At 70.3% G+C, this 23397-nt stretch carries 22 protein-coding genes; 11 read left to right on the top strand and 11 right to left on the bottom strand.

Annotated elements, in window-relative coordinates; translation table 11 throughout:
- Nucleotides 1–98: 98 nt before the first annotated feature.
- Nucleotides 99–1613, top strand: a complete 1515-nt coding sequence (pdxR, locus tag H1D24_RS09555) for a MocR-like pyridoxine biosynthesis transcription factor PdxR (RefSeq protein WP_181656982.1) — start codon at nucleotides 99–101, stop codon at nucleotides 1611–1613.
- A 97-nt stretch (nucleotides 1614–1710) separates the two neighbouring features.
- Here the strand turns inward: pdxR and H1D24_RS09550 are convergent, their stop codons facing one another.
- On the bottom strand, nucleotides 1711–2193 hold the full coding sequence (locus H1D24_RS09550) for a nucleoside deaminase (RefSeq protein ID WP_309484261.1): 483 nt from the start codon (nucleotides 2191–2193) through the stop codon (nucleotides 1711–1713).
- Nucleotides 2194–2393: 200 nt separating this feature from the next.
- Here H1D24_RS09550 and H1D24_RS09545 point away from each other — a divergent pair, with 200 nt between their 5' ends.
- The 3 genes from H1D24_RS09545 to H1D24_RS09535 all read left to right on the top strand — a co-directional run bounded on the left by H1D24_RS09545 (nucleotide 2394) and on the right by H1D24_RS09535 (nucleotide 3426).
- The gene (locus H1D24_RS09545; RefSeq protein ID WP_181656980.1) at nucleotides 2394–2549 is read left to right on the top strand and encodes a hypothetical protein; all 156 of its coding nucleotides are present in this window, start codon (nucleotides 2394–2396) and stop codon (nucleotides 2547–2549) included.
- 221 nt (nucleotides 2550–2770) lie between these two features.
- Nucleotides 2771–3040, top strand: a complete 270-nt coding sequence (locus H1D24_RS09540; protein WP_181656979.1) for a hypothetical protein — start codon at nucleotides 2771–2773, stop codon at nucleotides 3038–3040.
- Nucleotides 3037–3426 carry a hypothetical protein gene (locus H1D24_RS09535; protein WP_181656978.1) on the top strand — a complete coding sequence of 130 codons (390 nt, stop codon included), beginning with the start codon at nucleotides 3037–3039 and terminating at the stop codon, nucleotides 3424–3426. The genes H1D24_RS09540 and H1D24_RS09535 overlap by 4 nt, the downstream gene beginning before the upstream one ends.
- A 45-nt stretch (nucleotides 3427–3471) precedes the next feature.
- Here H1D24_RS09535 and opcA read toward each other — a convergent pair whose 3' ends face one another.
- The 4 genes from opcA to H1D24_RS09515 form a co-directional block, all read right to left on the bottom strand.
- A complete protein-coding gene (gene opcA, locus H1D24_RS09530; protein ID WP_181656977.1) occupies nucleotides 3472–4431 on the bottom strand; it encodes a glucose-6-phosphate dehydrogenase assembly protein OpcA in 960 nt (319 codons plus the stop codon).
- The gene (gene zwf, locus H1D24_RS09525) at nucleotides 4428–5963 is read right to left on the bottom strand and encodes a glucose-6-phosphate dehydrogenase (protein WP_181656976.1); all 1536 of its coding nucleotides are present in this window, start codon (nucleotides 5961–5963) and stop codon (nucleotides 4428–4430) included. The genes opcA and zwf overlap by 4 nt, the downstream gene beginning before the upstream one ends.
- Nucleotides 5964–6562: 599 nt before the next feature.
- Entirely contained in the window at nucleotides 6563–7204 is a 642-nt protein-coding gene (locus H1D24_RS09520; protein WP_181657095.1) for a bifunctional 4-hydroxy-2-oxoglutarate aldolase/2-dehydro-3-deoxy-phosphogluconate aldolase, read from the bottom strand.
- Between the two features lie 139 nt (nucleotides 7205–7343).
- Nucleotides 7344–7745, bottom strand: a complete 402-nt coding sequence (locus H1D24_RS09515) for a hypothetical protein (protein ID WP_181656975.1) — start codon at nucleotides 7743–7745, stop codon at nucleotides 7344–7346.
- A 324-nt stretch (nucleotides 7746–8069) separates the two neighbouring features.
- Between H1D24_RS09515 and H1D24_RS09510 the strand changes: the two genes are divergently transcribed.
- From H1D24_RS09510 to H1D24_RS09500, 3 genes are all read left to right on the top strand, one after another.
- Entirely contained in the window at nucleotides 8070–8444 is a 375-nt protein-coding gene (locus H1D24_RS09510; protein WP_181656974.1) for a hypothetical protein, read from the top strand.
- A gap of 181 nt (nucleotides 8445–8625) precedes the next feature.
- On the top strand, nucleotides 8626–9216 hold the full coding sequence (locus H1D24_RS09505) for a carbonic anhydrase (RefSeq protein ID WP_181656973.1): 591 nt from the start codon (nucleotides 8626–8628) through the stop codon (nucleotides 9214–9216).
- Nucleotides 9217–9224: 8 nt separating this feature from the next.
- Nucleotides 9225–10757 (top strand): SulP family inorganic anion transporter, encoded by a 1533-nt coding sequence (locus tag H1D24_RS09500; RefSeq protein ID WP_181656972.1) that lies wholly within the window; start codon nucleotides 9225–9227, stop codon nucleotides 10755–10757.
- A gap of 145 nt (nucleotides 10758–10902) precedes the next feature.
- On the opposite strand, the gene H1D24_RS09495 is transcribed toward H1D24_RS09500, so the two are convergent.
- Nucleotides 10903–12321 (bottom strand): PepSY-associated TM helix domain-containing protein, encoded by a 1419-nt coding sequence (locus H1D24_RS09495; RefSeq protein WP_181656971.1) that lies wholly within the window; start codon nucleotides 12319–12321, stop codon nucleotides 10903–10905.
- Between the two features lie 254 nt (nucleotides 12322–12575).
- Here H1D24_RS09495 and H1D24_RS09490 point away from each other — a divergent pair, with 254 nt between their 5' ends.
- Nucleotides 12576–13541, top strand: a complete 966-nt coding sequence (locus H1D24_RS09490; RefSeq protein ID WP_181656970.1) for an acetylxylan esterase — start codon at nucleotides 12576–12578, stop codon at nucleotides 13539–13541.
- A gap of 212 nt (nucleotides 13542–13753) precedes the next feature.
- Nucleotides 13754–14170 (top strand): SseB family protein, encoded by a 417-nt coding sequence (locus tag H1D24_RS09485; protein ID WP_181656969.1) that lies wholly within the window; start codon nucleotides 13754–13756, stop codon nucleotides 14168–14170.
- Nucleotides 14171–14247: 77 nt separating this feature from the next.
- On the opposite strand, the gene H1D24_RS09480 is transcribed toward H1D24_RS09485, so the two are convergent.
- From H1D24_RS09480 to H1D24_RS09460, 5 genes are all read right to left on the bottom strand, one after another.
- Nucleotides 14248–15432, bottom strand: coding sequence for a S1 family peptidase (locus H1D24_RS09480; protein ID WP_181656968.1), 1185 nt, complete (start codon nucleotides 15430–15432; stop codon nucleotides 14248–14250).
- A gap of 274 nt (nucleotides 15433–15706) precedes the next feature.
- Nucleotides 15707–16909 carry a Gfo/Idh/MocA family protein gene (locus H1D24_RS09475; RefSeq protein ID WP_181656967.1) on the bottom strand — a complete coding sequence of 401 codons (1203 nt, stop codon included), beginning with the start codon at nucleotides 16907–16909 and terminating at the stop codon, nucleotides 15707–15709.
- A 14-nt stretch (nucleotides 16910–16923) separates the two neighbouring features.
- Nucleotides 16924–18267: an ABC transporter substrate-binding protein gene (locus tag H1D24_RS09470; protein WP_181656966.1), complete on the bottom strand. Its 1344-nt coding sequence runs from the start codon at nucleotides 18265–18267 to the stop codon at nucleotides 16924–16926.
- 10 nt (nucleotides 18268–18277) lie between these two features.
- A complete protein-coding gene (locus H1D24_RS09465; protein WP_181656965.1) occupies nucleotides 18278–19207 on the bottom strand; it encodes a carbohydrate ABC transporter permease in 930 nt (309 codons plus the stop codon).
- 18 nt (nucleotides 19208–19225) lie between these two features.
- Entirely contained in the window at nucleotides 19226–20179 is a 954-nt protein-coding gene (locus H1D24_RS09460; RefSeq protein ID WP_181656964.1) for a carbohydrate ABC transporter permease, read from the bottom strand.
- A 164-nt stretch (nucleotides 20180–20343) separates the two neighbouring features.
- Between H1D24_RS09460 and H1D24_RS09455 the strand changes: the two genes are divergently transcribed.
- Both H1D24_RS09455 and rho read left to right on the top strand, forming a co-directional pair.
- Entirely contained in the window at nucleotides 20344–21504 is a 1161-nt protein-coding gene (locus H1D24_RS09455) for an ROK family transcriptional regulator (RefSeq protein WP_181656963.1), read from the top strand.
- A 711-nt stretch (nucleotides 21505–22215) separates the two neighbouring features.
- Complete coding sequence (rho, locus tag H1D24_RS09450; RefSeq protein ID WP_181656962.1) at nucleotides 22216–23397, top strand: transcription termination factor Rho; 1182 nt, start codon at nucleotides 22216–22218, stop codon at nucleotides 23395–23397.

Below are 23397 nucleotides of genomic sequence, written 5' to 3'. Positions count from 1 at the left end.
GCCGTAGCGAGCCCGGCCGTCGCGCGCCCGGCCGTCCAACAGCCCCGGAGTGCTGCGCGGTTGTGTTCATGCCTTCACCCTGCTGCCACAATGGCTCTATGGACAGGTCCAAAGATGACGCTCTCAACAGGACCAAAATGCCGGGGTCCAACTTCCTGCAGCTGAACATCGACGACGCTCCGGCGGGCGGGCGCGCCGAGTGGCTGGCCGTGCAGTTGCGGCGCGCCATCGCGGACGGCCGACTGCCGGTCGGCAGCAGGCTTCCGGCGACCCGGGTCCTGGCCAGTGATCTGCGGGTCTCTCGAGGAGTGGTCACCGAGGCGTACCAGAGGCTGATCGAGGACGGCCACGTCGCCGGTCGCGGCCGCAACGGAACGGTCGTGGTGGCCGCCCCCGTCGGGACGACGGTCGCCCCGCCGGCCCCGGCCCCTGCTGCTCCCCCGGCACCGGGCACTCCGTTCGCCGCCGCGCCCGGCCCGGACGTGTTCGAGACCCTGCGGTCGATGCCCGCCAGGATCGACCTGTCACCCGGTGTCCCGGACCTCACCGCGTTCCCGCGGGCAGCGTGGCTGCGCGCCGAACGCATCGTCCTGAGGGAACTGTCGGCGTCGGACTTCGGATACGGCGACCCTCGCGGCACACCGGCGCTGCGGCTCGCCGTCGCCAACTGGCTCGCTCGCAACCGCGGTATCAAGGCCGACCCCGGCGAGGTGCTGATCGTCGCCGGCACGGCCCAGGCATTCGGGCTGGTCGCGCGGGTGCTCCGGCGCGACGGCATCGACGCCGTGGCGGTGGAGGATCCGGGCTCGCTAGGGGCCCGCCAGCAGCTGGGCAGCGAGGGGCTGCGCACTCCACCGGTACGGGTGGACTCCGCGGGCCTCCGCATCGACGAACTCCGCGCCACGGGCGTACGGGCCGTTCTGCTGACGCCGGCCCACCAGTTCCCGACCGGGGTGGTGCTCACCGGCGAACGGCGGCGCGAACTGATGGACTGGGCGCGGGCGGGCGGCCTCGTCCTCGAGGACGACTACGACTCCGAGCACCGCTACGACCGTCCTCCGGTCCCCGCACTGCAGCCCATGCTCCCCGAACACGTCTGCTACGCCGGGAGCGTTTCCAAACTCCTCGCGCCGGCCCTGCGTACGGGATGGGTGGTCGCGCCGGCCCGGTACCGGGAGGCCCTCGTGAGCGCCAAGCGCTTCACGGACCTCGGCAACGCCGCACTGCCGCAACTGGTCCTGGCGCGACTGATGGAGTCGGGCGAGCTGGAGAGCCATCTACGCCTTCTCCGCAAGCGCCACCGCCGGCGCCGCGACGCGATGATCGACGCGATCGGGAGGCACCTTCCGCGGGCGGTGGTGCACGGCGCCGCGGCGGGCCTGCACCTGACGGTCACGTTCGACGCCGAGTTCGACGACACCGATCTGGCGACGGCGTCGCTCGCGCGGGGCGTGAAGGTGCAACCGCTCTCATGGCACACCCAACTCCCGCACCCGCCCGGGCTCGTCCTCGGCTATGCCGCCACCACGACGACCCTCATCGGCGGGGGTGTGGCGGCCATCGGAGACGGCCTGCGCAGCGTGGCCCGATCCGGTCCTCGTATGCAGGCATGACCGGCCGGTCACCGGGCACGATGACGAGCCCCGCCGCGTTCCCCCATCGCGGTGGGGCCCTCCTCCGTCCCGGCCGCCAACCCATCGGCAGACGCCCTCACGAGGTGCCGTGGAAGCGGCGCTGCAGTGCCCGTACCTCCTCCGCGAGGTCCGGAACCGGGCCTTCCACCGTCACGCCGGGGGCGATGTCCTGGATCGGCAGCGGCCGCACAGGAGGTGCGGGGACTCCCAGTTCGGCGAGCCATGAGACGAGCTGCTCGGACGAACTGACGTAGACGATGCGGCCCAGCCCCACCCAGGCATGCGCGGCGGCGCACATGGGGCAGTGCTCTCCGGAGGTGTAGACGGTGGCGGCCGCCCGTTCCTCCGGGGTCATGTGCGTCGCCGCCCAACGAGCGAGCTCGAACTCGGGATGCCGCGTGCGGTCGCCCGACGCCACCCGGTTGTGGTCCTCGCCGAGCACGGTCCCGTCCCCGCCGACCAGCACGGAACCGAAGGGTTCGTCGCCCTCCTCCAGCGCCTCGGCCGCCAGCTCCACACAGCGGCGCAGGTGCCGCAACTCGCCATCCGTCACCATCACGGCCTCCCCTGGATGTGATCGCCAGAGCATCGTGGATTCCGGCCCGCAACCGGGAGCGGGGCCTCGGCTGCGGCAGGGGCGCGACGGCGGCCGTCCGTTCCTCTGCCTGGGAGTCTGCCTGGGAGTCGCAGCACCAGGATGCGCAACACCAGGAAAGGCAGGGAGTGGCTGCGGCGCGCCCCCTGGCCGATCATCGCATCATGAGCAATCGAGCCCCACTTGACGCCAAGAACACGAAGGACACACAGGGCGAGCAGAGCGCAAAAAGCAGAGTGACACCCCTCCGCTCGCTCAACGGGCGGCTCCACACACCCCTGGGCGACAGCCGCCGCTCCCCGCAGCCCGCGGCGGAGTAGACCCGGGCTGTCGGCGACAGCGGAACGGTGGGCGGGTACGCGGACCCTGGGGCGGCGCGCCATGCGTCCCCGTGCTCCATGGGCGCCTGGGGCGTGGGTGAGGGGCGGCGCCCATGGGCCGGGCCTCGTACTCCTGAGGACTTCCCTTCGGAGCGGTGTTTCAGGCGCAAAGGTTGAGGCGCGAACTCCCCCAAGTGGTATGGCGTCGGTATGGTGTCGGTATGGCGAAGAAGAAGGTGACCATCACCATCGACAGCGACCGCCTCGCCGCGATCGAGGAGATCGCCGGCAAGGGGCAGGTCTCGGGCTGGATCGACGAGGCCGTGAAGGAGAAGCTCGAGCAGGCCGAGCGTGCTCAGCGTGCCATCGACTGGTTCGCCGGGCGCGCCCGCACCGAGCACCCCGGCCAGTGGGACACGGCCCTGGAGGCCGTGCGTGAGGCCGATGCCCGCCGCGGCTACCCTGCCGCCCAGGGGCAGAGCGCCGCGTGAGCACGGGATACGTTCTCGACCACACCGCGGTCAGCGCCCTCGCGCACGGCAGCATCTACATGGCCGCGCGCGTCCACCACTCCGCGGAGATCGCCCAGCCGCTGTATGTACCGGCCGGCTCCTTCGCCCAGGGACTTGCCGAGAGCGCTCTCGGCGAGGTCACCCAGATGCTGCAGGACGCTCTCGCCTCGCCCTGCTTCATCTTCCGTCCCCTCGACGAGCCGTCCTGCTGGGCCGTCGCCCAGATCGCCCGCGAGCGCGCCACGGACCTGCCGACCGCCCACGCCGCCCACCTCGCTCTCGGCCTCGGCCTGCCCGTACTGACCCGGACCCCCGCCGCGTACAAGCAGATAGACGCCCGGATCGACACCGAGAACATCGAGTAGCGCGGGCGGAAGCAAGCACCGTGACCAGCGCCGCCGCCCCGCCGTTCATGTGACGTCGGCTGTCGCTGCTGTCTCGTTCGACGAGCCGAGCACGGTCACCGTCGTGTGCAGCGCGGCGCAGTACGCCTCGTCGGGGTCGAGCCGGCGCAGCTCCTCCGCGATCAGTTCGGCGGTGGTACGTACCTTCAGGGCCAGAACACGGCTCGGCTGACCGGGGATGGACAGCCGGGCCACGGGACCTGCCGGCCGGTCGATGTGGATCTCACCGTCGGCGGTCCTCAGCCGTACCGCGGTGATGACGGGGCCGTCGGTGACGACCTTCTCGACGGGTACGCCGAGCCGGTTCGCGAACCAGCGGGCCAGCAGTTCGGCGCTCGGGTTCTCCGCCTCGCTCTCCACCACGGCGGAGGTGATCTCCGATCGCGACTGGTCGAGGGCTGCGGCGAGCATGGAGCGCCACGGTGTGAGCCTGGTCCATGCCAGGTCGGTGTCCCCGGGCGAGTATCCCGCGGCGCGCGCCTCCAGTTCCTGGAGCGGCCGCTCTACGGCGTATGCGTCTGTGATGCGCCGCTGCGCGAGCGCGCCGAGCGGATCCTTGGCGGGCACGGCCGGGGCGTCGACGGGCCACCACACGACCACGGGCGCGTCGGGCAGAAGCAGGGGCAGCACCACCGAGTCCGCGCGATCGGTCAGCTCACCGTGCAGGCGCAGCACGACCGTCTCGCCGGCGCCCGCGTCGGTGCCGACCCGCACGTCGGCGTCCAGGCGCGTGCCGTGGCGGTCGCGTGGGGAGCGGACGTGGCGCTTGATGACGACGAGGGTGCGCGAGGGGTGCTCGCGGGACGCATCGGTGGCCGCCTTCAGGGCGTCGTAGGCGTTCTCCTCGTCGGTGACGATGACGAGGGTCAGCACCATGCCCACCGCCGGGGTGCCGATGGCGCGGCGGGCCTCGATGAGCGCCTTGTTGATCTTGCTGGCATTAGTGTTGGTGAGGTCGGTCTTCATGGCCTGCGCCAGCTCCGTCCGTCTCGTGCGAGCATCTCGTCCGCTTCCTCGGGTCCCCATGTGCCCGCCGGATACTGTGCCGGTGTTCCGTGCCTGCGCCAGTACTCCTCGATCGGATCGAGGATCCTCCACGACTCCTCGACCTCCTCCGTACGCGGGAAGAGGTTGGCGTCGCCGAGCAGGACGTCGAGGATCAGCCGTTCGTACGCCTCCGGGCTGGACTCCGTGAACGACTCGCCGTACGCGAAGTCCATCGTCACGTCGCGGAGCTCCATCGACGTGCCGGGCACCTTGGAGCCGAACCGCACCGTCACGCCCTCGTCCGGCTGCACGCGGATGACCAGCGCGTTCTGCCCGAGCTCCGCGGTGGCGGAGGAGTCGAAGGGCGAGTGCGGGGCGCGCTGGAAGACAACGGCGATCTCGGTGACGCGGCGGCCGAGGCGCTTTCCGGTACGGAGGTAGAACGGCACCCCGGCCCAGCGGCGGTTGTTGACCTCCAGCTTGATCGCCGCGTAGGTGTCGGTCTTCGACTGCTGGTCGATGCCGTCCTCCTGCAGATAGCCGATGACCTTCTCACCGCCCTGCCAGCCGGCGGAGTACTGGGCACGCACGGTGGACGCGCCCAGGTCCTCCGGGAGATCCACGGCCTTGAAGACCTTCAGTTTCTCGGTGACCAGCGAGGGGGCGTCGAAGCCCGACGGCTCCTCCATCGCCGTCAGGGCGAGGAGCTGGAGCAGGTGATTCTGGATGACGTCGCGGGCGGCACCGATGCCGTCGTAGTAGCCGGCGCGGCCGCCGATCCCGATGTCCTCGGCCATCGTGATCTGCACATGGTCGACGAAGGACCGGTTCCAGATCGGCTCGAACATCGTGTTGGCGAAGCGCACCGCCAGAATGTTCTGGACGGTCTCCTTGCCCAGATAGTGGTCGATCCGGAACACCTCGTCGGGCGCGAACACCTCGTGCACGATCGCGTTGAGCTCCTTGGCGGAGGCCAGATCGTGCCCGAACGGCTTCTCGATCACAGCCCGACGCCAGGACCCCGCGGGAGCGTCCGACAGCCCGTGCTGCTTCAGCTGCTCGACGACCGTGGGGAAGAACTTCGGCGGTACGGAGAGGTAGAAGGCGAAGTTGCCGCCCGTCCCCTGCGCCTTGTCCAGCTCCTCGATCGTGGCGCGCAGCCGTTCGAAGGCGGTGTCGTCGGCGAAATCGCCGGGAATGAAGCGCATCCCTTCGGCCAGCTGCTGCCACACCTCCTCACGGAACGGGGTGCGCGAGTGCTGCTCGACCGCGTCGTGCACGACCTGGGCGAAGTCCTCGTCGGCCCAGTCGCGGCGGGCGAAGCCGACGAGAGAGAAGCCCGGGGGCAGCAGTCCCCGATTGGCCAGGTCGTAGATGGCGGGCATCAGTTTCTTCCGGGACAGATCACCCGTGACACCGAAGATCACGAGGCCGGACGGCCCCGCGATGCGCGGGAGCCGCCGGTCCAGCGGATCGCGCAGAGGGTTCTCCCAGCCGCTGGTCTCTGACATGAGGTCAGGCCTCCTTCGGGCGAGATGTTCGAGTGCCCTGGCCGCCGCTGCCGTGGGCTCGTGCCGGTCGTGGTGGGGCGGGCTGCCGCGGCCGCCGGGTGCATCGGCCGTCGAGGCGGGGGCTCCTGACTTCCAGGTTGCGCTCCGGCGGGAGATTCCGCGTCACGTTCACGCTGTTACCCTCGCCGATCGTCTCGGGGATCGCCTGCGGACCCACTCTGGCCGGGTGGCCGGGTTCCTCGCCGGCCAACCAGGGGCTGGCCGCCCAGCCGACCGGGCCGACCGCGCAACTCGGGCCTGTCGGGCCGGTCTGCCGAGGCCACTCGCAGGGCCCACGGTCCGCCACGGACTCCCCGTGGCCTCCGGCGCATACGCAACACCTTCGCTGGTCGGGCGTTCCCGTGTGTCCCCGCGAGGGGCCGACCTGTCTTCCACGAGGGGCCCATCCTCTGCTTGATCTTGTGACCGGTCCGGCGGATCTCAGCTGCCTCGGCCTCCGGACAGGCGAACCACGGACGACACAGGACTGTTCCCGGTGCCACGCGGCCTCACGCGCTCCGCGGTCAGCGGATCTGCCGTCCCCCCGGACGGCGCCCGTGTCATGCCGTGCTCCCGGAGCGGCAGGCCGTCACATAGCGCCGGGCGCGATGGCGCAGTGCCCCGAGATCGCCGCCGTCGGCGGCGTCACCGACAAGGGGCGGGCCAACGCCCACGGCGACGGCTCCGGCGGTGAAGTACTCCTCTGCGGCACCGACGTCGACTCCGCCGGCCGGGACGAAGGGGACGTCGGGCAGCGGTTCGCGCAGGGCGGCGAGGTAGTGGGGGCCGCCGAGAGAGGCAGGGAACAGCTGCACGGCGCCGGCGCCCAGCCGGATCGCGTGGACGGTCTCCGTCGGGGTCAGCGCCCCCGCGAGTACCGGCACTCCGGCCAGCGCGGACGCCGCGACCGCCTCGGTGACGGCCGGGGTGACCACCCAACCTGCACCGGCGTCCTGGGCACGGCGTACGTCGTCCGCCGTGAGCACGGCGCCCGCGCCGATCACGATGTCAGGGCCCAGGCGGGCAGCGGCACGTGCGATGACGTCCAGGGCCTCCGTGGTCCGCAGCGACACCTCGATGAGCGCCACACCCTCGTCGGCCAGAGCCAGCACGGTGTTCAGCGACGCCTCGGCGTCGCTGCCCCGCACGATCGCGACAAGACGTTCGACGACCAGGACCGAGCGGAAGCGGGCGGTGTCCATGACGCTCCGGGAGACGACTGCGGGCGGGGCTGTGGTGCGCCAGGGCGGTTGAGGGGAGGCGGTGGTGCGCAGGGCGGCGGTGACCACGTCCGCGGTGCCGGACACCGGGCCGCGACCGGCCCGAGTGGCTCCGTCACCGTCACACCGCGAATCTACGGCTCACCCAGCGGATGACCGCGTGCACCGTCTCGTCGTCCAGGGCCGCCAGGACATGGATGGCGGTGGTGTCCCCCGCCTCCGGCGGAACACCGGCCGCGGTGAGTGCCGTGTGGAGGTCCACCACGCGCTGGTCCTGGGCCGGGAGACGCTGGTCCTTCGCCTCGAAACACGGGTCCTCGGCCCCGAGGTGCGGGTCGTCCAGGGCGTCGAGGCGCGGGTTCTCCGCCTCGAGTGGAGTGGCGTCCGCGCAGCCGCACGGATCGGGTGCGGCGAGCAGATCGTCGCTCGCCGCGGCCTCGGCGGGCGCAGGGCGGGAATCGGCGTCGCCCGCGCATGCCGACAACGTCGTCGAGCGCGAATCGGCCAGCTGACCAAGAGACATGACGCCTCCAGAGAGGGAGCAAGGACTGCATCGGACTGTGCCGTGGAGGAGTGCCACAGTAGAGGGACCGGTTGCTCATTCGGCGCTCAAGCCACCCGATCGCCCCAATAGGCTTTTCGTCTGACCAATCCGGACTTATCGGAATCGACCCACCGCTTGCCCGCATCGCCCTCGCCGGGCCCTCACCGGAGGGAAACCTTTCGGTAACCATTCGGGCGCGATGCCGGGTTAAGGTACTAATCCTCCAAAGGAGTTACGGCACTCGCGCACGTCAACAACGCCGTTGCGGCCGGTGCAGTTGCAGGCCCGACCGGGAGCTACCGCATGTTGCAAGGTACGGCGTTGCGTGCCCTGTTCAGCGTGCTCGCCGGCGTCCTCTTCGCACTCCATCCGCTCACGCTCTCCGCGTCGGCGGCCACGGGGCACAAAGCGCACGTCGCCTCCACCGAGGCCGAAGTCGCCAGTTCCGCCAACTGCGGTGACGCCCACCCCGTGGAGACCGACGCACGACCCGCGTATGCCCGCGACCGGCAGCGCGCCGAGGAGTTCTCGACGCAGAGCCCTCCACACGGCGCAGAGTCGCGTGACCCCGCAGCCTCGGCGGTGTCGGCATCCCGTGTCCCCGCCGGACCCTCCCACCGTCTGCCGAGACCGGCGACGGACAGATCTCCCGCGGTGCTCCAGGTCTTCCGCTGCTGACCGGACCAGGTCAGGAGCGAGTCCGGGACGGTTCCCGCCCTCCATCTTCCGGCGCCGCCATGCCCCTCTCGCCCCGTGCGCCCATGTGCGCCGCGCGGGGTCGCTCCCTCCTGCCCGCCGCCAGTGACACTCCGCATTCGTACGACGACGCGCCCCCCGGGGCGCGCTGGAGGCATTCCTCATGCAGCCCCTCATCGATCACGCACGCTCCTTCCGGAAGCAGTCAGCTGCCCGCTCGGAGGAGTTCGCGCGCCTGGCACAAGGCCAGTCGCCGCAGGCCCTGTTCATCACCTGCTCCGACTCCCGGGTCGTCCCGGCACTGATCACCGGGGCCCGCCCCGGCGAGCTCTTCGAGCTGCGCACCGCGGGCAACATCGTTCCCCCCTACGCGTCCGGGCACCCGACCGGCGAGGCCGCCACCATCGAGTACGCCGTGGAGGTGCTCGGCGTCGCGGACGTGGTCGTGTGCGGCCACTCGCACTGCGGTGCCGTCGGCGCGCTGGTGCGCGGCGACGACCTGACGTCCGTGCCCGCGGTGCGCGACTGGCTCACCCAGGCCGCGCCCCGCCCGGACGGCACCCAGGACGACCCGGCCGTGGCACAGGCCGTGCAGAACCACGTGCTGGCGCAGATCCTCCGGATGCGGTCCTACCCCGCTGTCGCCCGGCGGCTGGAGGACGGCCGACTGCGGCTGCACGCCTGGTACTACGAAGTCCACACCGGAACCGTGCTCGCCCACGATCCGGACGCCGACACCTTCACGGCCCTGTGAGCGCGCCCATGGAAACCTCGCACACGGACACCTCTCGTACGACATCCGCCGACCGCTCCGCCGGCCGTCTGCGCGGCCGCCTCGCCGCGCCAGGCTCTGCCTGGCGGCAGGACTTCACCGCCTCACTCGTCGTGTTCCTCGTCGCCCTGCCGCTGTGCGTGGGCGTGGCCGTCGCCTCCGGAGTACCGGCCGAACTCGGCCTGGTCACCGGCATCGTGGGAGGCCTCGTCACCGGCATGCTGCCCGGCAGCAGCCTGCAGGTGAGCGGCCCGGCCGCCGGGCTGACCGTCCTCGTCTACGAGGCGGTGCAGGCGTACGGGCTGCCCGTTCTCGGTGTCATCGTCCTCATCGCGGGACTGCTCCAGCTCCTCATGGGCGGGCTGCGGCTGGGCCGCTGGTTCCGGGCGATCTCCGTCTCGGTCGTCGAGGGCATGCTGGCGGGCATCGGCCTGGTCCTGATCGCCGGGCAGCTCTACTCGCTGGCGGACATCGAAGCCCCGTCGTCGGGCCTGGGCAAGATAGCCGGACTGCCGGGGATGTTCGCCGACGTGGTCGCATCGCCGCAGGCGCGGACCGCGCTGTGCCTCGGAGCCGGCACCATCGCGGTGCTGGTGCTGTGGAAGAAGCTGCCCAAGCCGGTGCAGGTCGTCCCGGCACCGCTGGCCGCCGTCGGACTGGCCACGCTCGCCTCGGCGCTGCTCGGACTGCCCGTCGCCAAGGTCGAGGTGAAGGGGCTCGTCGAGTCCCTTCAGCCGCCCGGCCTCGGCGAGTTCGGGGAGCTCGCGAACATCGGCCTGATCGGCACGGTGCTCGCGTTCACCCTGATCGCCTCCGCTGAGAGCCTTTTCAGCGCCGCCGCCGTGGACCGGCTGCACGACGGTCCGCGCACCCAGTACGACAAGGAACTGATGGCGCAGGGCGCGGGCAACGCGGTGTGCGGACTGCTCGGTGCGCTGCCGATGACGGCGGTCATCGTGCGCAGCGCGGCCAACGTCCAGGCGGGCGCGCGGACCAAGGCGTCCCGCGTGCTGCACGGCGTATGGCTGCTGCTGTTCGCCGCCCTGCTGCCGGCCGCACTCGGCGTCATCCCTGTCGCGGCACTCGCCGGCATCCTCGTCCACGCGGGCTTCAAGCTGATTCCGGCCCGCGAACTCGTGGGCCTGTGGCGCGAACACCGCGGCGAGGCGCTGATCCTGGTCGCCACTGCCGTGTCGATCGTCGCGGTCAGCATGTTCGAGGGCGTGCTCATCGGTCTCGCCCTGGCGATCGTCAAGACGGCTTGGGAGGCCTCTCACGTACGGCTCGAGGTCGTCGACAAGGGCGCCGGGCCCATCCAGGCCTACCTGACAGGCAACGCCACGTTCCTGCGGCTGCCGAAGATCCTGGACACCCTGGAGTCGCTGCCGCAGGACCGCCCGGTCGAGCTGCACCTGACCGGGCTGCACCACCTCGACCACGCCTGCCGCACGGCCCTGGAGAACTGGGCCGAACGGCACAGTGGGGCCGACACCGAGCCGGTGAAGGTCACCTCACCGAGCTGACACACGTCTCGGGCCACCGGGCCGGGCGGTACGCAACTGCGCGTACTGCCTGGCCTGTTGGGGCGTCCGCGTGCGGCCCGGGCCGTTGGGGTGTCAGCGTGCGGCCCGGCCCTACGGCCCGTACCGCCCGCGCCACGGCCGTCCTCTACGCGTACGTCCGCCTCCCCCGCCGGTACGCGATCTCGCCCAGCACGATGTCCACAGCAAGGAAGCCCACCAGCGGGATACCGAGCAGCGGGACGAAGTACCCGAGCACGGCCAGGCACGCCACCAGGGGTACCAGGACGTAGGCCGGAACGTGCTGCCACGCCCCGCGCGGCACGGGGCGGCCGAAGGCGGAGCCGCGGCCGCGCTGCCACCACATGCGGTAGCCGTACACGATCAGCGTGATCAGCCCGACGGCCAGTGCGGCGAGCAGCATCTGGTTGACGAGCCCGAACAGGACGCCCGTGTGCGCGTCGATCCCCCACCGGGTGAGCTTGGCCAGCACCGGATAGTCGGCGAACCGCAGGACATCCGTGACCTCGCCGGTGGCCGGGTCGACGGCGACGGAGTCCTGTTTCTCCGGCCAGCTCCGCTGGATCTGCTTCACGACGTACGCGGACGAGGCGTCGGCCGGCGGGACGATCTCCACCGGGTTCGACAGGCCTTCCGACCGGGCGGCCTTCAGGACGGCGTCGAGTCCCACACCGTGCTCGCCGGTCCCGCTCCCCGCCTGGTGCTCGGCGTGCTCACCGCCGGCGGCGGTCGCCGTCACGGACGGGGTGGACTGTCCCAGCTGTTCGCGCAGATCGCTGATGGTCTCGCCCGCGTACGTCGACCAGGTCAGCCCTGTGGCGGAGACGAAGAACAACCCGGCGGCCGCCCACACCCCGACCGTGCCATGAAGGGTCAGTGCGCGTCGGCGCCCGGTCGTACCGCGGAGTTTGCGCTGCGCGCTGCGCCGTCCGAACCACAGCACCAGCCCGCCACCCGTGATCACCCACAGCCAGCTCGCCGCGAGCTCGCTGTAGAGGCGGCCCGGTTCGCCCAGGTGCAGATCGCGGTGGAGCTCGTCGATCCAGGTACGCAGCGGCAGGGCCCCGGTCGAGCCGTACTGCTCCAATGCCCCTCGGACTTCGCCCGTGTACGGGTTCACGAAGACGGCCAGCGTGTGGTCGGGGTCCACGCCCGGAACGCCTGACAGCAGCACGCGGGTGGTCGCCCCGTCTTCCGGGGAGGGCCGCACCGCACTCACCGAGCCCTCCGGGTGCTCCTTGCGCGCAGCGGCCACCTGCTCGGACACGGGCAGTTCACTGCGGCCGACGGGGACCCCCAGCTGATCCGCGTACACGATCTTCTCGGCCTGGTACGAGCAGGCGTACAGGAACCCTGTGGTGGCTGCGACGAGCAGGAACGGCGCGACGAGCAGGCCCGCGTAGAAGTGCAGTCGCAGCACCAGCGGGCGCAGCGCGGCCCATCCCGACCGGATTCCAGAGGGCGCGGCCTCCGGCAGTTCCTGCAACGGCGGCTGCCCGTCGCCGGCGACGGAAGCGGGGGCTGGTGGCGGCGGTTGAGCGGACATCGTGGCGGCGGTCTCCTGGATCGAGGGGGTGGGCGGTCGGTTGTGAGCCGTACCGCACCAGCAGTCGTGCCGGACCGGGCGCGAGTTCCGGGAGAAATGTGTGATCTGCGTCGCACCGACGCCGGGTCGCCGGCCGCTTTGTCGTGGCCCGTGGAGATCTCTGCAGAGAAAGCGCTTTCGCACCTCTTCTCCAGCCGGGCCGCGGCTCGTACGGTGTGATCGTTCCGCTCCCCGAGTAGCAAAGGCGGCCCCGCATGGCCCTGTTCGACCTGCCCCTCGATGAGCTGCGCAGCTATCGCACCGCGTCGGTCGAACCCGACGACTTCGACGCCTTCTGGGCGAAGACGCTGGAGGAGGCCCGCGTCCATGACCTGGACGCCCGCTTCGAGCCTGTCGAGACCGGTCTCAAGAACGTCGAGGTGTTCGATGTGACGTTCGCCGGGTTCGGCGGGCATCCCGTCAAGGGCTGGCTGACGCTGCCCGCCGGGACGACGGAGGCCCTGCCTGCGGTCGTCGAGTTCATCGGCTACGGCGGCGGCCGCGGGCTGCCCCACACGCATCTGCTGTGGGCGTCGGCCGGCTTCGCGCACTTCGTGATGGACACCCGCGGGCAGGGCAGCGGCTGGTCCGGCGGCGACACCCCGGACCCCGTGGGCAGCGGCCCCGCGCACCCCGGCTTCATGACCCGCGGTATCGAGGACCCCGAGGGCTTCTACTACCGGCGGGTGTTCACCGACGCCGTACGAGCGGTCGAGGCCGCGCGCTCCCATCCGCTCGTCGACGCCTCCCGCACCGCGGCCGTGGGCGCCAGCCAGGGCGGCGGCATCACCCTGGCCGTCGGCGGACTGGTGCCGGACCTCGCCGCGATCGCTCCGGACGTTCCGTTCCTGTGCGACTTCCCGCGCGCGACGACGATCACCGACCGCGATCCGTACCGGGAAGTGGGCAGGTACCTCAAGGTCCACCGCGGCCGCACCGAGCAGGTGATGCGTACGCTCGCCTACTTCGACGGCGCCCACTTCGCCGCGCGGGGCCGCGCCCCGGCCCTCTTCTCGGTCGCCCTGGAGGACCAGACCTGCCCGCCGTCCACCGTGTACGCGGCCTTCAACGCCTGGGCCCACTCCGACAAGGAGATAGCGGTGTACGACTTCAACGACCATGAAGGGGGCGGCCCGTTCCACCAGGCGGAGCAGTTGCGGTGGCTGCCGGCGCGACTGTGACGCACCGGCGCACGCACCGGCGCCGCGGGGCTGCGGGTGGGTGGCTCGCCTTGGAGACCAGGGATTAGTGGCACACCACCGGGAGGCGGGATCGCTGTTCCTGGAGACATAGGAGTCAGGCATGGCCCGCAGGAGGCTGGGTAAGCGACCGTGGCCCATGCCCGGGCGGGCACCGCGACGCGCTGTGCTCGCCGCAACGATGAGGACAGAACGTGACTGACTTCCCTTCCCCGAACCCGGAGCAGGCTCAGCAGGCCCTCAAGGTGCTGGTCGACAACACCGGTGACGAGTCGCAGATACGGACCGCCGTGGACACGCTGGCCGGTACCGAGGTCCTCGTACCGGTGCCCGCTCCCATCGGCGACGAGCCGCAGGGGGGCGACGACGGGATGACCCTGACCTTGCCGGTCGTCGAGCAGTCCGACGGCGCCCAGGTCGTACCCGTCTTCACCTCGGAGCCGCGGATGACCAGGACGCTGCCGGACATCCCGGCGTACCGCCGCGTGCCGTTGGGCGTGATCGCCGCGCGTTGGCCGACGGACGAGCTGTCGCTGGTCGTGGACGCCGGAGATCCGGATGCGTTGGCACTGAACGCCGAGTCGGTGCGTACGCTGCTTGCGCGGCGCTGAGGCCGCAGGGAGCCAGACAGGAAGGGATAGGGCCCCAGCGCCGAGGGCTGGGGCCGTACCTCTCGGTCGACACTGCGTCAGCCGATGCCGTCATCGACGACGCTCCCGCCGTCCTCGGCACCGCCGCCCTCAACAGCACCCCCGCCGCCCTCGGCCCCGGCACCGATCTGCGCGCCGACCGCCGCCAGCGCCGTCGTCACCGGCTGGAAGAACGTCTCGCCGCCGATGGTGCAGTCGCCACTCCCACCTGACGTCAGGCCGATGGCACTGCCGTCCTCGGTGAACAAGGCCCCACCGCTGTCGCCGGGTTCGGCGCAGACGTCGGTCTGTATGAGCCCGGTGACGGTGCCCTCCGGGTAGTTGACGGTGGCGTCGAGGCCGGTGACCGTGCCGTCCCGCAGGCCGGTGGTGCTGCCCATGCGGAACACCTGCTGCCCGACGGCGGCTTCGGCCGCCTGCTGGATCTCGACGAGCTGCCCGTTCCCCACGTCTACGGCGCTCGCCGCCTGGGTCGCCGGATCGTCGTACGTGACCAGCGCGAAGTCCCCGTCTCCGGGGAACGTCGCGGCCTGGACGGTGCCGATCGGGGCACCGTCCTGCGCGTCGGACCACTGCTCCGCAGCGACGCCGCAATGGCCCGCGGTGAGGAAGCCGGGGCTGCCGTCCTCGGTCGTGACGTTGAACCCGAGGGAACAGCGCGCGCCGCCCCCGAAGATGGCGTCGCCGCCCTCGACGAAGGTCTTGAACTCCCCGGCCGACTTCTGGATCCGGGCCACGCCCTCGCCCAAGGACCGCACCGTCGACTCGAGCGTGTCCCAGCTCTCCCCGGTCACCGTCCGGTCCGCCGTGACTAGGATCTGGTTGGTCCTGGGGTCGACGGCCCAGGCAGTGCCCGGAATGGCGGCCTGCTGTTTCAGCGTCTGCGCGCCCGACTTCAGCGTGCTGAGGCTGTTCTGGACGCTCCGTACGGCCGCCCCGGCCTTCTTGGCCTGCACGATGACGTTGTTGTCGTTCCCGACGACGTTCACGATGATCTGCTGCTGGTCGGCGTCGTAGTACGCCCCGCCGAAGGCCGAGCCGAGCCGGGAGGCCAGCTGGGAGGCCAGCTCCGACGCTGCCGCAGGGCTCAGCGCCTTGGGAGTGGGCTCCGGGTCCGTCTGTGAGGCGTTGGCCTGGGGCAGCAGGATGGCCGCTGCCGCCAGGGCACCGGCTCCACCGACGGCCAGAACGACCTTTCGCTTGGGCACTCGCTTGTGACTCAACTCGCGACCTCCTGGGGGTGGCGGGGTCCTGGGACGACGGCCCGCTCTCCGGCCTGCGCTCCGGTTGAGCAAGTCCGGCCCTAGGTACGGATGGTGCGGGAGTTGCGTTCACCCGCCCCCCTGGTCGAGGTGCCTGAGGCCGGATAACCGCGGGCCGGGCGGCCGACGAGGTGATCGCACCAGCCATGAGCCGACCAGTCGAGCGGACAGACAGACGGGCCGGTTGCCCCCCGGGGGAGCGGGGAACAACCGGCCCGTCGTACCAACCGCCCGCCTACACCGCAGGCGCGTCCCCGAAGTCCGGTATCTCGAGGCGGACACCGCCCTGCAGCGCGGACTCGTGCGCGATGATCCCCGGCAGGGTGTAGCGGGCCGCGACCCAGGCGTTCACGGGCGGCAGTGTCCGGGTGTTGACCGCGGTGACGAAGTCGTCGACGAGGAAGTGATGGCTCCCCTCGTGGCCGTTCTTCATGTGGTCGAACTGCCTGGGCAAGCGCGCCCGGTCGTGCACGGGCGCCGAGCCGGAGGTGAAGGCGTCCCGCAGGGCCGGGGCGATGTGCTGGAGCGAGGGGTCGTCCGGCGACATCGTGGGCTTGGGCTGGAGGTGTTCGGTGACGTCCGTGATCCCCTTCTTGTCCTGCCAGAGGCTGTACGTGGCGAGCTGCTCGAAGCTGCCGTCCGTGCCGAAGAAGCGGAACCGCGATTCGCGGATGTGGGAGGGGTAGCCGACCCGGCGGAACTCGTTCGTGCGGAACGTTCCGCCGCCCGCGACCTCGAACAGGGCGGTGGCATTGGAGAAGTCGTTGCCGAACTGGCTGACCTCCTTGTCGAAGACGCCGTCCCCGCGCTCGTCCGGCACACCGATCGCCGACACGCTCACCGCATGCGTCTGCCAGGCGCCGAGCACCCCGCCCACCGAGTGCGTGGGGTAGAGGAGCGGCGGATAGCTGGCGGTGGCCTTCCAGTTCTCGCCGCCGCTGTACTGGTACGCCTCGTAGAAGCCAAGGTCCATGTCGTGGACGTAGTCGCCTTCGGCGTAGAAGAGCCGGCCGAAGGCGCCCTCCGCGATCTGGTTGCGGGCGTACACGGTGGCCGGGTTGTAGTGGCTGGTCTCGCCCATCATGTACGTCAGGCCGGTCTCGCGTACGGTGTCGATGATCTCCGCGATCTCGTCCTGAGTGATCGCCATCGGCACCGCGGAGTAGACGTGCTTGCCGGCCCGCAGCGCCTGGACGACGAGGGGCCCGTGCGTCCAGCGCTGGGTGAAGATCGCGACCGCGTCGATGGCCTTGGACTCCAGCATTGCCGTGTACGACGGGTAGGTCCCCGCCAGCCCCTCGTCGGCGACGAGTTGCCCGGCGCGCTCGGGGAGCAGATCCGTGACGAAGACGTCGCCGACGCCCGGATGCGCCTGGAACAGCTTGGCGAACTGGCCGGCGAACTGCCCGGCGCCGACGATGCCGAGGGAGAACGTCATGTGGCTTATGTCCTTCACTGGTTGAGGATGAAATTGATCTGGTCGTTGGTCTCGTCGAGGCTGCTCGCCGGCTTGCCGTTGCCGAAGACGTCCTCCATGGCGGGCTGCATGAGCGCGGTCACGTCCGCCGCGTAGTTGGTGATCGGATAGGAGAAGGTCCGGAAGTCCTTCTTATCGGCCACGGGTTCGGTGAAGGCCGTGACGTCGATGCCCTTCTTCTTGTACGCGGCAATGGCGGCCTCGGTGCCGGCCGGTGTGGCGGGGAAGACGACGCCGGCTTTGCCGACGACGGTCTGGCACTTGTCGGAAGCCAGGTAGGCCACCCACTTCCGGGCGCCCTCCTTGTTCCTGGCTCCCTTGGCGATGGAGTCGGCGAGGCCGTTCATCATGGTGGCGCGCTTGCCGGTCGGGCCGGCCGGGGTGAAGGCGGTGCCGACGTCGATGCCCTTGAAACCGTGGTACGTGGAGATCATCCAGGCACCGTCCATGGCGGTGGCGGCCTTGCCCGCGGCGAACTGCGTGTTGGCCTGGTTGGACTGGATGTTGTAGTCGGACAGAGGCGGCATGTAGCCCTTCTCCGCCAGGCCGAAGTACCAGTCGATGACGGACTGGAAGGTCTGGCTGTCGTACTGGTAGTCCGTGCCCCAACGCGGCTTTTCCGTGTAGTCCCACCCGGCGGAGGCGGTGAAGGGGCTCCACTGCGTCTGGCCGTCGCCGAAGCCGCCGCCGTTGGTGGCCAGCCCATACACCTTGACGTTGTTCTTGTCGAAGCCCGGCTCGTCGCCCCGCTTGCCGTTCCTGTCGATGGTGAGGTGCGCGATCGCCTTCTCGAAGGTCCCGCCGTCCTTCGGGTTCCAGGCGAGGTTGTTGAGTTCCTCGGGGTTAAGTCCCGCGTCCTTCGCCAGCTTCTGGTTGTAGAAGAGAGCGACGGTGTCCCAGTCCTTGGGGGCGCCGTAGCGGTGGCCGTCCTGGCCCATCCAGTTGGCGGCGAGCCCCGGCTGGTAGGCGTCGTCCTTGATACCGAGGTCGTCGAGCGGCTCCAGCACCTGCAGATCGGCGAACTGGCCGAACTTCTGGATGTGGTCGGTGAACACGTCCGGCTGGGTGCCCGCGATGAAGCCGGCGGTGAGCTTGGTCCAGTAGTCGCTCCAGCCCAACTGGGTGATCTTGACCTTCAGCCCGGGGTTCTCCTTCTCGAACCCCTTCGCGCAGGCCTGGTAGGCGGGCAGCTGGTTGGCGTCCCACAGCCAGTACGTCACCGTATTGGCGGACGAGCCGGCGGAACCGCCCTGTGCGCAGCCGGTCACCAGGGACAGTCCCAGCGCTCCGACCAGCGCGGTCAGCGTACGAAGTCGCATGGTCATTCCCTCACTTGATCCCGGTGAAGCCGATGGAGCTGACGATGCGGCGGGCGAAGCAGGCGAAGAGCCCCAGCATCGGGAGCGCGGCGATCAGCGTCGCCGCCATGAGCCCGGACCAGTCGACGCCGGTCGCCGGGGTCTGCGCCCGGAAGACCGCCAGCGCCACGGTCAGCACGCGCGAGCTGTCGCTGTAGGAGACCATCAGCGGCCAGAAGTAGTCGTTCCAGGACGTGATGTACGTCAGCACCGACAGCGTGATGATCGGTGTGGACGCCATCGGCAGGATGACCCGGAAGAAGATCTTGATCTTTCCGGCGCCGTCGAGCAGGGCCGCCTCCTCGACCTCCCGGGGGATGTTCATGAAGAACTGCCGCAGGAAGAAGACCGCGAACGGGGTCATGAACATCGTCGGCAGCGCGATGCCCAACAGCGTGTCCACCAGCTGGAGTTGCTTGATGAGCACGAAGTTCGGCAGCAGCGTGAAGATGGTCGGCACCATCAGCCCGGCCAGGAACAGGCCGAACACCTTGTCCCGGCCGCGCCAGCGCAGCCGTGCGAAGGCGTACGCGGCCATCGCCGAGAAGAAGATCTGACAGCCGGTGATCAGCGTCGAGACCAGCACCGAGTTGAGCAGATAGCGCCAGAAGTCGAGCCCGCCGCCTGCGCCGCCCTGCGCTACCGCCTCCTCGGCCGACTGCAGACCGAGGGCCCGCTCGAAGCCGCTGGTGGTGAGGTCGGCCGGCAGCGGGTTGGTGGGGTCGGCGCCCAGGCCCGCGTTGGTGGAGAGTGCGGTGCGCAGGATCCAGTAGAAGGGCAGCAGGGTGATGAGGACGATCAGGCCCATCCCGGTCCAGGCCGCGGCCCGCCCGAAGGAGAACCTGCGCCGCTTCGGTCGTATCCCGGGTGCCCCGGTCGTAGTGGTTGTCACGGCAGCCATGTCGGTGTCTCCCTTCCGTCAGCCGAGGTCGCTCTGGCCGGCCCGGGTGAGCCGGTACTGAAGGACGGTGATCGCGCTCAGCACGACCAGCAGGGCGACGGACATCGCCGAGGCGTAGCCGAACTGGAAGCGGCCGAAGGCGGAGCCGTAGATGTAGTACTGGAGCACGTTGGTCGCGTTCGCCGGACCGCCCGCGGTGGTCACCGCCACGGTGTCGAACACCTGGAACGAACCGATCACGGTCATGATCAGCACCACCGCCAGCACCGGCCGCAGGAGCGGCATGGTGATCCGCCAGAACATCCGCCACTCGCTCGCGCCGTCGACCTTGGCCGCCTCGTACATGTCGTTCGGGATCGCCTGGAGACCGGCGAAGAGGAGCAGAGCGGTGTAGCCGACGTGCCGCCAGACGTTGATCAGGGCGATGGTGGGGATCGCCCAGGTCTCGTCGGCGAGGAAGGGGATGCGGTCGAACCCGATGGCGGTGATGATCTCGTTGCCGATGCCGAGCTGGGTGTCGAGGATCCACAGCCAGACGAGGCCGGCGACGACGTTCGACATGAGGTAGGGGGTGAGGACGATGCCGCGCAGCAGGGACGACTGGGTCAGCCGCTGCAGCAGTACGGCGATGGCCAGGGCGGACACCGTCTGCACACCGATGTTGATGACCACGTACTCGACCGTGACGCCCAACGAACTCCAGAAGATGGGGTCGTTGACCATGCGTATGTAGTTGTCGAGCCCTACCCACTCGGCCGGGGTGAGCAGATTGAACCGGGTGAAGCTGAGCCAGATGCCCCGGATCGTGGGCCAGCACAGGAAGACCAGAAAGCCCAGCATCGCGGGTGCGATGAAGACGGCCGCGAGGGCGCCGTCACCGCGGGCGCGGGCCTTGGCCCCCTTGGTCGGCACCAGGGGTTCGGCGCCGGTCAGAGGTAGGCGGGATGGTGGACTGCTGGAGGCGACGGTCATCGGGGGGCTCCCTCATCGGCGGCTCGTCCTCAGGCCATTTACTTTTGCGGCGGAAGAATTACCGCGTCAAGGGTCGTGCAGATATCTTCTGCAAGGAGCACAGGCGACATAGAGTGAGGGCGTTACTTCTAGGGTGAAAGAAATCTTGGAGGAGTCTGACCTTCATGACCACACGTGTCGCCAGCTGGCTGCCGCTCAGCGCAGGGGAACGCGCCGTGGCGCTCGAGGTGCTCGTGCACGGCCCACTGTCCCGCACCGAGATCGCCCGGCGGCTCAGCCTCTCGGCGGGCAGCCTCACCAGGCTGACCAAACCGCTGATCGAGTCGGGCCTCCTCGTCGAGGTTCCCGAGGGCGCCGCGTTCGCCGAGGTCCGGCAGGGGCGCCCCTCGCAGCCCCTCGACATCGTCGCCGAGTCCCGCTCCTTCGTCGGCTTCAAGATCACCGAGGACATGGTGTACGGCGTCGTCACCACACTCAGGAGCGAGATCGTCACCCGGTACGACCGCCCGCTCACCACGCACGATCCGGGCGAGGTCGCCGATCAGCTGGGCGAGATGACTGCCGAGCTCGCCGACTCCCACCCTGGGCTCGCCGGCATCGGCATCGGCGTGGGCGGCCTCGTCCAGGACCGTGCAGTGGTCGGGGAGTCACCCTTCCTGTCGTGGCGGGACGTCCGTCTGGCCGAACTCGTCGAGGAGCGCACCGGGCTGCCGGTGGTCGTCGAGAACGATGTCGCCGCCCTCGTCGAGGCCGAGACCTGGTTCGGCGCCGGCCGCGGCCTCGACCGTTTCGTCGTCCTCACCATCGGCGCCGGCATCGGCTACGGGCTCGTCCTCGGCGGCAAGCGGGTGCCCTGCGCCGAGGAGGACCGCGGCTTCGGCCGCCACTGGATCGTCGACCCCAACGGTCCGCTCACCCCCGACGGAGAACGCGGCAGCGCCGTCTCGCTGCTGACCATCCCCAGCATCCGTTACCAGATCCGGGCCGCCACCGGCCGCGACCTGACGTACGAGGAAATCCTCGCCGGCGCCGCCAGGGAGGAGCCCATGCCCGCCCGTGTCATCGACGAGGCGGCTCGCGCCCTGGGCACGCTGGTGGCCCAGATCTCCAACTTCGCCATGCCGCAGAAGATCCTGCTCGCCGGAGAGGGCGTTGGCCTGATGGACGTGGCCGGAGAGCGGGTGAGGGAGACGATCCGCGCCCACCGCCACCCGCTCGCCGACCCAGTGCCCCTGGAGACGAAGGTGTCGGACTTCCACGACTGGGCGCGGGGGGCCGCGGTGCTGGCGATTCAGGTGCTGGTGCTGGGGTCGTACGACGGGTGACACGGGAATGCGCCTGCGGCGGCGGTCGCGGGACTGCTGCGGTCGCGGTCGTGCGGCGGTCGCGGTGGTGCGGCTGGCGCGGTCGTGCGGCTGGCGCGGGTCATGGCGCCCCACGAGCCAACGGGCGCGGCGCGCATGGCGCGCACCTCCGCGGCCCGCGAGTCCCCCGCTCCAGTTGCCCCGCGACCCGCTCACGCACCACATCCAGGCGCGCGACAACACGCGTCCGGCTCGACGAGCTCATCGAGGCCGGCGACTCCCGGTATCGGCGCGGTCCAAGCAGGGCCACGGGCACGTCCGGGTCGCGCAGTGGACGCAGGCCCTGGCCGGGGGCTGCCGGCCGCGAAGTCTCGGCGCCAGGTGCAGCCGCCGCCCGGCCCCCGATCCGGAGTGGTACAGTGCAATCGGTACTTGTGTTCGCCCATGTTGTGGCGCCGGTGCCGTCTCTCTGAATCTCCGCTGTTGCGCCCGTCATTCCTGACCGGCGATCCAGCTTCCGCACATCACTGCGTCTGCACCGGCTTCGGGCTTTCCCATGGGTCGTACGGGCCAGAGCGCCCGCCCGCGCACAGGTTGTCGGCCGTACGCGAGTTGGCCGTACACGCGTGAATTCCCCGCTGTACAGGGCGTGAGTTCACCGCCCCCCTCGCAGCCAGTCCTCCCCTTCTCGCCATTCCCTGTCGATCTGTCCGTGTCCGCGAAAGGACTCACATGACCAGCACTCTCGAACAAACCCCTCCCCAAGCCCCCACGAGCGCCCCCGGGGTCTCCGGCGCCCCGGTCCGAATCGCCGGTGTCCTCGACATCGCCCACAACGGGCACGGTTTTCTGCGGGGCAAGGGCTGCCTGCCGGCCCCCGGCGACGCGCAGGTGTCCTCCTCCCTGATCCGTCGGATGGGCCTTCGCAAGGGTGATGTCGTCGAAGGCGACGTCGCCGAGCGCGGCGGCCGCGGCCGCCAATGCTCACTCGGCTCCGTCGAGCGGATCAACGGCCGCCCGCCCGAAGCCCTGCGCGCCCGGCCGCACTTCCGTGACCTCACCCCGCTGCACCCGCGAGAGCGGCTCCGCCTCGAAAGCGCCGCCGGGAGCCTGACAGGCCGGATCGTCGACCTCATCGCACCCATCGGCAAGGGACAACGCGGCCTCATCGTGGCGCCCCCCAAGACCGGCAAGACGGTGCTGCTCCAACACCTCGCCGCCGCCATCGCCGAGAACCACCCCGAGTGCCATCTGATGGTGGTACTGCTCGACGAACGCCCCGAAGAAGTCACCGACATGCGCCGTTCGGTACGGGGCGAGGTGCTCGCCTCGACGTTCGACCGGCCCGCGAAGGAGCACATCGCTCTCGCCGAGTTGGCGGTGGAGCGCGCCAAGCGCCTTGTCGAACAGGGGCAGGACGTCGTCATCCTGCTGGACTCCCTCACCCGTCTGTGCCGGGCCCACAACAACGCATCGGCGGGAGGCGGCCGCACCCTCAGCGGCGGCGTCGACGCTGCGGCACTCCACGGGCCCAAGCGCCTCTTCGGAGCGGCACGCATGGCCGAGGAGGGCGGCTCCCTGACCATCCTCGCCACGGCCCTCGTGGAGACCGGCTCCCGCGCCGACGACTACTTCTTCGAGGAGCTCAAGAGCACCGGCAACATGGAACTCCGGCTGGACCGCGCAATCGCGGACAAGCGCATCTACCCGGCCGTCGACATCGCACCTTCGGGAACCCGACGCGAAGAACTCCTGCTCCAGGCAGGCGAGTTGACAGCGGTACGAGGACTACGGCGCGCCCTGCAGACCCGCGACGGTCAGGCGGCACTGGAGACGCTGATGGACAGGATCCGGCACACCCCGGACAACGCCGCCTTCATCCGCCAGGTCCACCACACCGTCCCGGGCGCCTGA

Source organism: Streptomyces himalayensis subsp. himalayensis, from assembly GCF_013778455.1.
Classification (GTDB): Bacteria; Actinomycetota; Actinomycetes; order Streptomycetales; family Streptomycetaceae; genus Streptomyces; species Streptomyces himalayensis.
Note: the sequence above shows the minus strand (reverse complement) of the source record. Positions and strands in the feature narration are given on the sequence as shown.

Excerpts from the sequence above, each read along its gene's own strand:
- pdxR (WP_181656982.1), top strand. The coding sequence starts at position 99 with ATGGACAGGTCCAAAGATGACGCTCTCAACAGGACCAAAATGCCGGGG.
- H1D24_RS09545 (WP_181656980.1), top strand. The coding sequence starts at position 2,394 with ATGAGCAATCGAGCCCCACTTGACGCCAAGAACACGAAGGACACACAG.
- H1D24_RS09540 (WP_181656979.1), top strand. The coding sequence starts at position 2,771 with ATGGCGAAGAAGAAGGTGACCATCACCATCGACAGCGACCGCCTCGCC.
- opcA (WP_181656977.1), bottom strand. The coding sequence starts at position 4,431 with ATGAAGACCGACCTCACCAACACTAATGCCAGCAAGATCAACAAGGCG.
- zwf (WP_181656976.1), bottom strand. The coding sequence starts at position 5,963 with ATGTCAGAGACCAGCGGCTGGGAGAACCCTCTGCGCGATCCGCTGGAC.
- H1D24_RS09520 (WP_181657095.1), bottom strand. The coding sequence starts at position 7,204 with ATGGACACCGCCCGCTTCCGCTCGGTCCTGGTCGTCGAACGTCTTGTC.
- H1D24_RS09515 (WP_181656975.1), bottom strand. The coding sequence starts at position 7,745 with ATGTCTCTTGGTCAGCTGGCCGATTCGCGCTCGACGACGTTGTCGGCA.
- H1D24_RS09510 (WP_181656974.1), top strand. The coding sequence starts at position 8,070 with ATGTTGCAAGGTACGGCGTTGCGTGCCCTGTTCAGCGTGCTCGCCGGC.
- H1D24_RS09505 (WP_181656973.1), top strand. The coding sequence starts at position 8,626 with ATGCAGCCCCTCATCGATCACGCACGCTCCTTCCGGAAGCAGTCAGCT.
- H1D24_RS09500 (WP_181656972.1), top strand. The coding sequence starts at position 9,225 with ATGGAAACCTCGCACACGGACACCTCTCGTACGACATCCGCCGACCGC.
- H1D24_RS09495 (WP_181656971.1), bottom strand. The coding sequence starts at position 12,321 with ATGTCCGCTCAACCGCCGCCACCAGCCCCCGCTTCCGTCGCCGGCGAC.
- H1D24_RS09490 (WP_181656970.1), top strand. The coding sequence starts at position 12,576 with ATGGCCCTGTTCGACCTGCCCCTCGATGAGCTGCGCAGCTATCGCACC.
- H1D24_RS09475 (WP_181656967.1), bottom strand. The coding sequence starts at position 16,909 with ATGACGTTCTCCCTCGGCATCGTCGGCGCCGGGCAGTTCGCCGGCCAG.
- H1D24_RS09470 (WP_181656966.1), bottom strand. The coding sequence starts at position 18,267 with ATGCGACTTCGTACGCTGACCGCGCTGGTCGGAGCGCTGGGACTGTCC.
- H1D24_RS09465 (WP_181656965.1), bottom strand. The coding sequence starts at position 19,207 with ATGGCTGCCGTGACAACCACTACGACCGGGGCACCCGGGATACGACCG.
- H1D24_RS09460 (WP_181656964.1), bottom strand. The coding sequence starts at position 20,179 with ATGACCGTCGCCTCCAGCAGTCCACCATCCCGCCTACCTCTGACCGGC.
- H1D24_RS09455 (WP_181656963.1), top strand. The coding sequence starts at position 20,344 with ATGACCACACGTGTCGCCAGCTGGCTGCCGCTCAGCGCAGGGGAACGC.
- rho (WP_181656962.1), top strand. The coding sequence starts at position 22,216 with ATGACCAGCACTCTCGAACAAACCCCTCCCCAAGCCCCCACGAGCGCC.